This window comes from Enterovibrio nigricans DSM 22720 (assembly GCF_900167155.1).
GTDB lineage: Bacteria > Pseudomonadota > Gammaproteobacteria > Enterobacterales > Vibrionaceae > Enterovibrio > Enterovibrio nigricans.
On the sequence record NZ_FUXU01000022.1, the window covers coordinates 48,907 to 61,178 of the forward strand.

The 12,272-nt window shown below is 47.0% G+C and carries 10 protein-coding genes and 1 pseudogene; 1 reads left to right on the forward strand and 10 read right to left on the reverse strand.

Annotation, left to right across the window (positions count from 1 at the left end):
- Window positions 1-37: 37 nt before the first annotated feature.
- The 4 genes from B5D35_RS10250 to B5D35_RS10265 form a co-directional block, all read right to left on the reverse strand.
- Entirely contained in the window at window positions 38-832 is a 795-nt protein-coding gene (locus tag B5D35_RS10250) for a MurR/RpiR family transcriptional regulator (protein WP_244556554.1), read from the reverse strand.
- Between the two features lie 158 nt (window positions 833-990).
- Window positions 991-3,645 carry a glycoside hydrolase family 38 N-terminal domain-containing protein gene (locus B5D35_RS10255; protein WP_078752490.1) on the reverse strand — a complete coding sequence of 885 codons (2,655 nt, stop codon included), beginning with the start codon at window positions 3,643-3,645 and terminating at the stop codon, window positions 991-993.
- An 18-nt stretch (window positions 3,646-3,663) separates the two neighbouring features.
- Window positions 3,664-4,110, reverse strand: coding sequence for a PTS sugar transporter subunit IIA (locus B5D35_RS10260; RefSeq protein ID WP_078752491.1), 447 nt, complete (start codon window positions 4,108-4,110; stop codon window positions 3,664-3,666).
- A gap of 5 nt (window positions 4,111-4,115) precedes the next feature.
- A complete protein-coding gene (locus tag B5D35_RS10265) occupies window positions 4,116-5,642 on the reverse strand; it encodes a PTS fructose transporter subunit IIC (RefSeq protein WP_078752492.1) in 1,527 nt (508 codons plus the stop codon).
- A gap of 233 nt (window positions 5,643-5,875) precedes the next feature.
- On the opposite strand from B5D35_RS10265, the gene B5D35_RS10270 reads away from it, so the two are divergent.
- Window positions 5,876-6,697: a helix-turn-helix transcriptional regulator gene (locus B5D35_RS10270; protein WP_078752493.1), complete on the forward strand. Its 822-nt coding sequence runs from the start codon at window positions 5,876-5,878 to the stop codon at window positions 6,695-6,697.
- A gap of 97 nt (window positions 6,698-6,794) precedes the next feature.
- On the opposite strand, the gene crr is transcribed toward B5D35_RS10270, so the two are convergent.
- From crr to B5D35_RS10300, 6 genes and pseudogenes are all read right to left on the reverse strand, one after another.
- Complete coding sequence (gene crr / locus B5D35_RS10275; RefSeq protein WP_078752494.1) at window positions 6,795-7,304, reverse strand: PTS glucose transporter subunit IIA; 510 nt, start codon at window positions 7,302-7,304, stop codon at window positions 6,795-6,797.
- Between the two features lie 42 nt (window positions 7,305-7,346).
- A complete protein-coding gene (ptsI, locus tag B5D35_RS10280) occupies window positions 7,347-9,074 on the reverse strand; it encodes a phosphoenolpyruvate-protein phosphotransferase PtsI (RefSeq protein WP_078752495.1) in 1,728 nt (575 codons plus the stop codon).
- 56 nt (window positions 9,075-9,130) lie between these two features.
- The gene (locus tag B5D35_RS10285; protein WP_078752496.1) at window positions 9,131-9,388 is read right to left on the reverse strand and encodes an HPr family phosphocarrier protein; all 258 of its coding nucleotides are present in this window, start codon (window positions 9,386-9,388) and stop codon (window positions 9,131-9,133) included.
- A 318-nt stretch (window positions 9,389-9,706) separates the two neighbouring features.
- Window positions 9,707-10,675, reverse strand: coding sequence for a cysteine synthase A (cysK, locus tag B5D35_RS10290; RefSeq protein WP_078752497.1), 969 nt, complete (start codon window positions 10,673-10,675; stop codon window positions 9,707-9,709).
- Window positions 10,676-10,981: 306 nt separating this feature from the next.
- Window positions 10,982-11,884 (reverse strand): hypothetical protein, encoded by a 903-nt coding sequence (locus tag B5D35_RS10295; protein ID WP_078752498.1) that lies wholly within the window; start codon window positions 11,882-11,884, stop codon window positions 10,982-10,984.
- 147 nt (window positions 11,885-12,031) lie between these two features.
- Window positions 12,032-12,272, reverse strand: a pseudogene (locus B5D35_RS10300) (IS5/IS1182 family transposase); the annotation flags it as partial.

Here is a 12,272-nt window from a genome sequence, read left to right on the forward strand (position 1 = left end):
TGTGTCTGTTATACCTAAAGAGGTAAAGCAGAAAGTGTTATTGTCCGAACGGCGCTTCAGTGGAGACCCAGTTTTTGATGGTATCTCGGTTGGTCGAAACGTAGTGGTAATACAAATGGTCGATAGCCATCAGCATGGGGAGTTGTGCGGTGATCATCCCCGTGCGTTCTTCGCCATGTAACGAGGCCGTTAACAAGGTCGCCGTGGCATTTTTAGCCAGTTTGGACTTAGGGTTTGAGGTAATCAAAAACGTCGAAATACCGCGTGAAGTGAGGTTTTTAACAACCTTCGCCATGTCTTCGTTCAGGCCATTGAGGCTCAATACGATCACTAAGTTTTCTGTGGTTAAAATATCTTGGTACATCACCATGGAGTTGGTGTCCTGCACCACTTCAACAAACTTACCTAAACGGCCAAAGCGGAATTTGAAATCGCCACCGGCCAGTGCACTGAACCCTGTGCCGAAAATGTGAATGATCTTATGTTGAGAGATAGCAGCCGTAATAAGTTCGACGACTTCTGTTTCGATGCAATTATCCAACTGCTGCAGTACATTAAAATAATCTTGGTGTAATCCAACGTGTTCACGGGTTGCTGGTGGTTTGGTGCTGTCTAATTGCTCTTGGTATAGAAACAAAAATTCTTTGAAATTGTTGAGCCCGAGCTTTTGACAAAAGCGGGTTATAGACGCAGTGGAAACACCGATGTCTACCGCAAGTTCTTCAATGGTTTTGACTGGCTTTCGGGCAAGAAAGTATTCCGCTATCTTGCTGTCGGTAGACGTGAATTTGCTCCGAGCATATTCAAAAAGCAGTCCGATATCTTTGTTCATCAGTACCATAGGCCATTGTCAGTTTGCCTTACTATACCCACATCACTGGAAGTTGCAGCTTAAACGCAAGCGTTTTATCTCCCCAGTCACACAGTCTATGTACTGGGGAGAGCATCACTTACACGCATTCAGCAAAAGGGGAAGGCGAAACACTCCTCTTATTCAAGCGCGATTTTGAAAGTGCGAATTTGTTTCGCGCGGAACTTGCCGAAATGAATAGCATTTTGGCTGATGGTTAACAGATGCAGCGGTTGGTTCAGTAGATTGGTTTCCCATGCATCTTGAATATCTTGCGCAAATTGAAGGGTGCCAGCGTTTTCAATCGCATATTCTGACGGGTTGTACACACGCACAAACACGGCGTCGTTCTCGTATTGAATGCTGCTACAAACCAATGATGGTGCGTCAATCGTAAAAAGCGATGTCTCTTCGGCAATGGCATTTGAAAGCGGGTGCATCACAAAATACTTCAGAGTATTGGTGAATTGATTCAAGGTTTGCGCCTGGTAGTAAGGCTGTTCTATGCTCCAGCGCTGGGAGGCGTGGTTGACAGAGGCAGCATCAAACTTCTCATCCAATAGCAATGCAAGCTTGGCGGTTTGATGGCCTTTCATCTGGCTATCAGGTGTCGGAATGTACTTATACTGCTGGCCTGATGCGATACCCGGACGACGAATAAGATCTGGCTTGCCCAACCAGCCCACACTTCGGAATACGGTAAGCGCTACCTTGCCACTTGGTTGAGATGGCGACTCAAGCAACACTTCGTATTCTTTGATGCCTTGCGCCAAAATGGACAAGCTCGTCGTGGTATCACTTACATTGACAAAGTTGATCATTGGATAGATGCCACAAGGCTCTTCTTTCCAGCCGCGCTCACGCCAGTCAGCCATTTGTAGCTGATAATGCGGTCGACGGACGAAACCAAACGGTGTATCCGCAACGCTTTCTTTCGTCTCAATCGGACTGTTTACGACCAACTGTAAACGATGATCATCTACGTGGTTGTTGATATCGAATTCCATTGAGAGCGGCAAGCCGTCTTGAAGGGTCAATGTCAGCACATAGTCACACTGAGTATCAGCGAAACGTTGGGCGCGAGCTTCCAAGTTCTCTGGTAGCATCCATTGGCCTTTCAGCCTCAAGATCTGTTGCAGGGTGCCGTTCTGTGTCGTGCATTCTGCGTGGTTAAACGACAAGTCAATAACCCAGTCTTGTACGGGTGGCGAATAATCATAAGTATCGCCATCATCACCGCCATCGCGTGCGGTCAGGAAATAATCCCAACGACGCTCGTAGTGTTTATCAATCAAGTGCAGCCCGCCACCGGTGTATTCGATGCGGTAGCGGCTGTTCTCGATGTGGTAAGTGGCCTTTTCTTCAATCGGTGTTAGTGCATCACGAGTTTCTTCAATCACTAACGATGTAAAGCCTAGCGCAGGTATGCTATGACGAAGCGCAATCTCGGTTTGGTAGTAGTAACCGTTCGGATCGTTGTCTTTTGGGTCGCGCTGGATGCTGCCGTTGTAATGTTGGCTTTGTGCAATCACGTCAAACGCGACGGGCTCACCACTCACTGTTGAGAGCGTAAATCCTGCTGATTTGGTTGAAAGTGTGAGTGTTTGCGTGTGTTCACGAGCAAACGGCAGTGTATTGAACAAAGTCAATCTTGCACCGTTTTCCAAAGCAGGTTGTGATTCCGAGACTTTACGTACTAAGTAGTCTCGTGCAGCAGAAGACATCTGATCAACCTGCTCAAAACGCTCAACAATGATCTTATTGGTCTTGTCTGTATTGCAACCCCCCGCGCTGTCATGGGCGTGATTTCGCGTCATGATACGCCAGAGGTTATTGATAAGCTCTTTTTGATATCCGAGGCCGAAGCGTGTTGCCAGCACCATCAAAGGTTCGAGCTCAAGGGTGATACGACGCTCAAGCATATCGTTCAAACGCTTGTGATCGGCGCGAGAAGAGTAGATAGAGCGGTGGATCTTTGACACCTGTCCGTCGATCATCTCTCCGCTAAGTACGTCCATTGGAAGATCTTGTGCTTTTAGGCGAGCGAACAATTCCTCATAACTGCTTTCTACAAGGTGGCTGTCGATATTGGCTTCCGCCAACTGTTGGTTGAATAGCTCAATGCGAGATTTCACATTGCGATCGACATAGCGCTGGTCGCCACCGAGTGGCAAGGCGATGTCCTCGCTCAGGCAGCCTTTTCCAACCTGATTGACGAGAGAGGCAGCGTCCTCGCTGTAAATCAGTTGTCCGCCGACGTAGTAGCCGTCACAGATGTTGTAGAAGATGACGTCACTGCCATCTTCACTTTGCCAGCGACCTTCGCGATAGGGGTAAACATCGGTCGAGAGTCCACGCCAGAACACGGTTTTATCAATGCCAACGCCACGGTAAATTTTCGGCATGTCCATGCTCTGACCGAACGAGTCTGGCACATAACCTAACATCTCAACACCGCCTAACGCTTTGCCGAGATTGATACCAAGTTGTAGGTTGCGGATGATAGATTCACCCGCAATGATGAGTTGGTCGGTTTGGGTATACCAAGGACCAATTTTTAGCTTCCCGCTTTCTACTAAGGCAGATAAACGGTGCTTTTGATGCGGGCAGGCATTGAGATAGTCTTCAACGATGCTCAATTGCCCATCCAGGTAGTAATTGTCGACGTCCCCTTTCTCAAGGGCATCCATCACTTCTTCCATATGGTAGATAAGCTGGATGAGCGACTCATGGGTAGAGAAATACCACTCAAAATCCCAATGCGTGTGGGAAATCACATGAAGTTGTTTCGTCATAGCACTGCCCGCTTAGTTTTACGCAATCACTTGATGGATAGTATCCAGCACTGCTTGCGCGTCTTCACTTTGCAAGGTGCTTCGAATGTCAGGTTTCATCATGGCGCGAGAAAGCTTGGTTAACATCACCAGACTTTCATCAGCACCTGACGCTGGGATCGCCAGAGACACGACAGTCGTGACAGGGGCGTCATCCATGGTTTCCCATTCAATCGGATGCGTAAAACGAACCACGAAAATACCCGGCTTGGTGACATGTTCAGATTTACAGTGAGGGACGGCAATGCCACCCATAAAACCTGTACTGTCGTGGTCTTCGCGCGCCTTCAAGCCCGCTTTAAAACCCTCAATACTGTCAACAAAGCCCAAACGGTAAGCATTTTCAGCGATGAAGCGAAACGCTTCTTGCTGAGAGTTTGATTGGGTATCCGTCAAAATATGTTCAAGTGAAAATACTGTGTTCATCTTGCTTATCCGTTGGTTGTTGCTGTTTCAGTCGTGACCGTTTCCACGGGTGTAGGTTCAGCGGCAGCGACTGCTTTAGGGCGACGCCAGAAGCCAATGATCATCGCGGTGGTAGCAATGCCTGCAAACGTACAAGCAATCCAGGTCACAAACGGAATTGGCTGCTCGATGTAACCGACAAAGGTGCCAAGCGGAGAGCCGATACCACCGTAGAATTTCACATCTAGATAGCCAACCAAACCGCCTGCCAGTGCAGAGCCTGCCACACTTGCTGTGATAATTTGCACTGGGTTAGCCGCTGCAAATGGGATGGCGCCTTCCGTTACGCCCACGATACCCATACCAAACGCAGAGTTCGCAGATATTTTCTCGGTGGCACTAAAGCGTTTAGCAAACAGTTTTGACGCGAGGAAGATACCCAGTGGTGCAACAGAGATTGCCGCTTGCGCTGCGGTACCCGGCACAAAGTTCGCGCCTTCAATACCGTATTTCGCGACCGTATCTGTCCATACCGCGGTACCGAAAATCAGAGCTGTTTTGTTTACTGGGCCGCCGAAGTCGAAGCCGATCATCGCACCGATAAGCGCACCGATGATGAAGGTCGAAGAGGCATAGTTGGTCGTCATCCAATTCAGGCCGTCATACAGTGCGCTCATCGCACCTGCAATCGGTTGTCCAATCAGGTAAAGCACGACCACAGTGATGAAGAACGTCGCAATCAGCGGGATCACCATGATTGGCACGATAGGCTGGATAATTTTCGGCCACTTGACCTTTTTCAGGTATTTCACGAAATAACCGACGAGGAAGGCAACCAGAATAGCGGACAGGAAGCCACCACCAGCGTTGGTGCCGAGGAAGCTTGGATCATTTGCCATGTATGCACCTAGCATCGCTGGCGCGATAGCTGGGCGGTCTGCAATGGAGTTTGCGACAAAGCCAGCAAATAGCGGGATCATCAGAGTGAAACCAATCTGACCCACTTTGAACAGGTGGAACATAAAGTAGCCGAGCGGATCTTCTTGATCAAAGCCCCACGCGACCATACGACCAAGGTCGTCTTTCTGGAACGCAAAGATGTTGGCAATCGCGAGCAACAGACCCGCCGCGATAACCATGGGCACCATGTAGGAAATACCACTCATAATGTGTTGAACAAAACCGTTCTCAGTGGTTTTACCAAGGGTGACGTTACCAACTTTCGTACCTTTGCCACCAAAAACGGTCGCATTGTCATCCGCTTCTTTAATCAACGCCATCGCATCGCGGATCGCTGCTTTCGGACGGGTTTTATAAACACGTTTACCCGCAAAGCGTGATAAATCAATTTCAATGTCAGAAGCGATGATCACCAAATCTGCTTTATCAATGTCTTGTTCAGTCAGGATGTTTTCAGCTCCTATGGAGCCTTGTGTTTCTACTTTGACTGAAAAATTATGTTCTTTACCAGCTTGCTCTAGGGCTTCTGCTGCCATGTAGGTATGCGCGATGCCTGCGGCACAGGCTGTTATCGCAACAACGTTATTGGTCATGAGGTTCTCCTTCTACGACCGAATAGAGGGTATAGGGCGGAGGGATAATGAAAATTTTTCCAGTTTTGAACTGTGACACCGCGCAAAATAGCCATTAAATTGTAAATTTTTACAGTAAATGGTGCGCCATTTCATGGAAAAAACGGTCAAATACTGTAAATTTTTTCACCGTAAAGCGTTCGAATATTGAGTTTTGTGAATTTATTTTCGTCCATTGGTGAGTGAATAACCCGATGCCAAACGTTTCATTTCAAGCTGAACCCTTATCTTTCCTCGTGATCGCCGAGTTAGTGCAGCGTATTCAACATGTTCAAAATCGCCGTTGTTTGTGGGCAGTGCCATGTGATGACGCTCCTCTTTTGGCTTGGCGTGTACCGACCCAGCGACTGGAGATAGTGGTAGATGGAAACGTTGAGATGCTATTCAGTGAAGAGGCAGGCATACGCGCGTCTGAGCAGATGAAATCGGGCGATGTGTTGGTTGTGTCTCCCTGTGGCTGGAATTTACCGTATGCGCAGGTGGCGAATACGCTCAGCATTTGCTTTAAAGGCGGGAAACTGGGTCTGAGTTACAATCACTGGCAAGATGGTCGCTGCATCAGCTTGGCAAAGTGGGTGGTTGAAGTTCCAACGATGTTGCAAACGGCAGGGAAGGGCGAAATTGATGGACTGTTGGCGTATATTGCGTCGTCGCTCAAAGCGCAGGCAATGACGGTTTCTAAACAAAAAGTGCTCTTTCAGCAAATATTGACCTACCTTCGCTGCCATTTTAATGAGCAAATCTGCCGGGATTCGGTTGCGCGTGAGTTTTGCATATCACCAAGTTATCTTTCTCATCTTTTTAAAACATATGGTGAGGTTGGCTTCAACGAATACGTTAATCGTGAACGGTTTGCGCATGCGAGACATTTGCTGTTAGAAAAAGGGCTGCGGGTTAAACAAGTGGCGCTGGAGAGTGGTTTCGTCGATGCGGATTATTTTTGCAGAATGTTTAAGCGGTTGGCGGGCATGACGCCGAGTCAGTATCGAACCAGACACGAATCTTTATTGTTTTAAACCCAAGCGAATCTAAACCTTGGTGATTTAAACCACAGAGGTGTTTAGCGAATACAAAAAAGCGCAGCCGAAGCTGCGCTTTTTTCGCATCTAAGAATTACTTCTTGATGCGCAGTACTGGAGTTTCACCAACAGTAACAGCACCAGAAAGCTTGTTCAGCTCTTTGATTTCGTCCATGTTAGAAATAACTACAGGAGTCAGAGTAGACTTCGCTTTCTCTTCCAGCATCGCCAGATCGAATTCGATGATTGGATCGCCAACTTTAACAGTTTGACCTTCCTCAGCGATACGCTTGAAGCCTTCACCTTTCAGTTCAACGGTGTCAATACCGAAGTGAACGAACAGCTCGATGCCGTCTTCAGATTCGATAGAGAACGCGTGATTGGTTTCGAAAATCTTACCAATGGTACCGTTTACTGGTGCAACCATTTTGTCGCCAGCTGGTTTGATCGCGATGCCGTCACCAACGATTTTCTCAGCGAAAACAACGTCTGGCACGTCTTCGATATTTACGATTTCACCAGACAGCGGTGCGATGATTTCAATTGTGCCAGCGTCGCTGCTGTCGTCAGAAACCAGCTTCTTCAGTTTGTCAAACAGACCCATAGTGTTTGCTCCTAAGCGTTAACAGTACTTTGCTGCCGTATTCTAGCAGACAGTTTTCTCAGCAATGAATTTTTCTACGTGTTCAGCGATTTCTGCTGCTGTAGGCATTGCTAGTGCTTCTTCCGCCATTGCTTTAACATCAGCAAAGTTTGCATTACGGATAATTTTCTTGATGCGTGGGATAGAGATAGCACTCATGCTGAACTCATCCAAGCCCATACCCATTAGAAGCAGGGTTGCACGCTCGTCACCAGCTAGCTCACCACACATGCCAGTCCATTTCCCTTCTTTGTGAGAAGCGTCAATAACTTGCTTGATAACGGTTAGTACTGCTGGAGACAGTGGGTTGTACAGGTGTGAGATCAACTCATTACCACGGTCAACCGCCAGAGTATACTGGGTTAAGTCGTTTGTACCAATGCTAAAGAATTCAACTTCTTTTGCCAGGTGGTGCGCAATCGCTGCTGCAGCTGGTGTTTCAACCATCGCACCGATTTCGATGTTTTCGTCAAACGCCAGACCTTCAGTACGCAGTTCCGCTTTGTATTCTTCGATTGCTTTTTTAAGCTCACGGATTTCTTCTACAGAGATGATCATTGGGAACATCACGCGTAGTTTACCGTGCGCTGATGCACGCAAGATTGCACGCAACTGGTCGCGAAGGATTTCACGACGGTCCAAGCTGATGCGAACTGCACGCCAACCCAGGAATGGGTTCATTTCTTTTGGCAGATCCATGTATGGCAGATCTTTGTCACCACCGATATCCATAGTACGGATGATCACTGGGTGGCCATGCATTGCTTCTGCAACTTCTTTGTACGCTTTGTACTGAACTTCTTCAGTAGGTAGCGAATCACGATCCATGAACAGGAATTCTGTACGGTACAAGCCAACGCCTTCACCGCCATTACGGTTAACGCCGTCACAGTCTTTTACTGTACCGATGTTGCCGCACACTTCCACTTGGTGGCCATCCAGAGTCACAGCAGGCAAGTCTTTCAGTTTTGCTAGCTCTTCTTTCTCTGCGATGAACTCGTCACGGATCGCTTTGAATTTGGTCAGTTCTTCTTCGCTTGGGTTGATAACAATCTTGTTGTTGATTGCATCAAGAACCAGCATGTCGCCATTGCTCACACGCTTGGTGATGTCGTTAGTGCCCACGATCGCTGGCAGTTCAAGAGAACGCGCCATGATAGAAGTGTGAGAAGTACGACCACCGATGTCGGTGATGAAGCCCAGAACGTAGTCCAGGTTGATTTGCGCAGTTTCAGAAGGCGTCAGGTCGTTTGCAACCAAAATAACTTCTTCGTTAATTGCGCTCAAAGATACGATGGTGATACCCAGCGTGTTCTTGATGAAGCGTGAGCCGATGTCACGAATATCAGTAGCACGTTCTTTTAGGTACTCGTCGTCCAATGATTCAAGAGTAACGGCTTGCTCTTCGATTACGCTGTAGATTGCGTATTCTGCAGATGCGTTATTGTCCTTAATGAAAGCTATGATTTCTTCTTCTAGCTCTTCATCTTCAAGCAACATGATGTGGCCTTCAAAGATCGCCTCTTTCTCTTCACCGAAAGTGATGCGAGCTTTTTCTTTAATCGCTTCAAGTTGCTGTTTAGATTTTTCGCGACCGTCAAACAGTCGTGCGATTTCCGCGTCTAGTTGGTCCGCTGGAACTGGATTTTTATTGATGACGATTTCGTCTTCTTGGAGTAGCAGCGCTTTGCCAAAAGCAATACCAGGAGATGCCAGGATACCTGAAATCATAGCTTTACCCTACGTTGATCAAACTAAAAAAACTAATGGATAGAAAAAGAGCTGGATTATTCCAGCTCGTCCATCAGCTTAACAAGGTAATCAACTGCTTCTTGAGCTTGTGCACCTTCAGCTTTGATAGTCACTACAGTGCCTTTAGTCAGACCCAGAGTTTGCAGTTTGAACAGGCTAGTAGCGCTTGCTTCTTTACCCGCAGACTCAACAGTGATTTTTGCATCGAAGCTTTTTGCTTCTTTAACAAACTGAGCAGCTGGACGAGTGTGCAGACCGTTTTCAGCAGTGATTTCTACTTGCTTTTGATACATGTTTTACCCCGATACATTATTTATTTAGGTTTATGTATTAAATCTGTGGATAGCTTAAACCGAATGGCCTTCTTTGGCTATCGGTGGACCGTAAACTAACCAAGATTTGAATGCTCTAGCTTAATCCAAGTCAAATTTTTGTGACATTTTCACGTAAAACTACAACGTGCTCACATTCGAGTCACGGATTAATTTCGAGCTAGAAAATAAAAGGCGGGCAATTTTTACTAGAGCGGGCTTAAAAAATCAAACAAAAAAAGCCCTAACAGGGGCTTTTTATTCTCCATCATGAGAAAGTCAAATGACTGAGATAGTTGATTATTGCTGGTTTTCTAGGTCAGTGAACAGGCCTGCGAACAAAGCGGAACTGAGGTAGCGCTCACTGGAACTTGGCAAAATTGTAACAATGTTTTTGTCCGCAAATTCAGGCAGTTCTGCAATTTTATTTGCAGCCACAACTGCTGCACCAGAAGAGATTCCCGCCAAAATACCTTCTTCTTCCATCAGTCGACGTGCCATGGCAATGGCTTCATCAGATGTAACCAATACGGTCTTGTCAACCAGCGATAAATCCAGGTTGCCCGGTACGAAACCTGCACCAATTCCTTGGATTTTGTGCGGTGCTGGCTGCACTGCATCACCGTTTACGGTCTGAGTTATAACGGGGGATTCTGCTGGCTCTACCGCGACAGTTGTAATGGCTTTGCCTTTGGTGTTTTTAATGAATCGGCTAACACCCGTCAACGTGCCGCCTGTACCCACACCGGATACGAATACATCAATCTCGCCGTCAGTGTCATCCCAGATTTCTGGACCTGTAGTCTTCTCATGGATTTCTGGGTTTGCTGGGTTATCAAACTGTTGAAGCAGCAAATATTTTGCTGGATCTGACGCTACAATTTCTTCTGCTTTTGCAATCGAGCCCTTCATGCCTTTTGCTGCTTCAGTAAGAACTAAATTCGCACCCAAAGCCTTCAGAAGTTTACGACGCTCAAGACTCATGGACTCTGGCATGGTCAATGTCAATTTGTAGCCGCGTGCAGCAGCAACATACGCAAGCGCAATACCGGTGTTACCACTGGTTGGCTCTACCAATTCGACACCAGGCTTCAGTGTGCCTTTTTTCTCCGCATCCCAGATCATGTTTGCACCGATACGGCATTTAACGCTGAAGCTAGGGTTGCGAGCTTCAATTTTAACCAGTACTTTTCCGTTAGATACACGGTTTAAACGTACCAGTGGAGTGTTGCCCATAGTGGTTGAATTGTCTTCGAAAATTTTACCCATCGTCTTCATTCCTTCGGTTGCAGGGGGATACGGATATAAGCATATCGTGTATTTTCTAATTTCAAAGGAATCTCTAGTTATATCTTATTGTCAGAATAACCGCCTAAACCCTTGAAAAGCCCACCATTACAAGCTCTAAGTTTTGAATGATAGTGAATAAAACTGGTTGTTTGCGGTAATTGCCGCCATTTTGGCGGCAATTCGACAGCATGTTTGAACCCGAGTGTGGACACACATGAATGTCCGCACTCGGTTTTTTGCATGAAGAGAATAATGATGATGTGTAAGAGTTGTTGCTGTTCTCTGTTACCCGACTTTTCTGACAGACATAGCGTTCAATGTAATGTCATGTTCGCCCAAGCAATCTGCTTTCAGCCCTTTAGCACTTTTGACCGTAACCGTGCGTGTATAGGTGCCAGATGCCGTGAAAGATTTTCGCAAACCATCAGAATTCGACCCCACTGATAAACGGAAGGTATCAGCTTTAATCGTGATATCAAATTCAACCTGATAAGTGCTGTTTTCTTTCAATCTGTATGTGGCAGAGAGTCCAAACGCAGTGTAATTGGGTTCTAGTCCCTTAACGTTTTTTGGTGTGGCGAAAGCCGAATCCACAAAGCTCTGCCAAATGTTGTCAGAGAGTTCGTCAAACACATTAACTTCATCAATCGTAAAGGTCTTTTCAAACTGCGCCGCCCAGTTGTGCAAGGGAATCCATAAGCTTGGGGAAACTAAATCCGATTCATCCCGCAGGTTAATGCAAGGGATTTGATAGGCAGGGTTAGCACTCCACCCCTGATTGATTCTTCCCGCCCAAAGGGTGCTCCCCACCTCAATGAACTCAGGCGAGCGCATGGTAAGCGTGTTAGTGGTAAGTGAAACGTTTTCCATTGCCAAAATCACATCAACGTTGGCTTTCGAACTCATGCCAAAACCACGCCCCGCATAAACTGGCACAATGGAACCTGATTCATCAAGTACCAGCGTATTGCCCCAAGGGTTATCAAAGTCAATCTCGATGGTGTGCCTATCGTCCAGCACGCGGAATGCAATAGGATGCGGCGGTGCGATTTTGGTTACGTTATTATCCACCGCCTGTTCTGCGGCGGCGATGTACTCGCCCATTAGGGTGTAGCCGTCTGCGGAAAGATGTGGTTGGTAGTTAGGCAGGCCATAAAGCTGGTTGCAAATCCAACCCGCAACAGGCATGTGATAGCCCTCGTTTTCAAGTACCAAATCAAGTTGTGCTTGGGTAATGTTGTAACCACCTAGTGGGGGTGCGTTGGTTTTGCCTAGCTGAGTGGCTTTGTTGCTTAATTCGGTTGGAAGACATGGCAGCCTAAAGTTGTTCGGTTCTTAAGCAATATACTGAGTTTCAGGCATACCCAGTCCTGTAAGATTGTTCAGCGCTTCGATCATAGCGTAAGTCTCGCCAACCTGAGCATTGTAATTTCTTAGGCTTAATTTCCCACCTAGCAGCTGTTTTACTCGGTACATTGCTGTCTCTGATAGTGAGCGCTTGTGATAGCCATACCGCTTTTTCCACTTCTTGTTGGAGCCGTAGAGCTTTTGACAACCTACTGCTAAATTGCGAGGG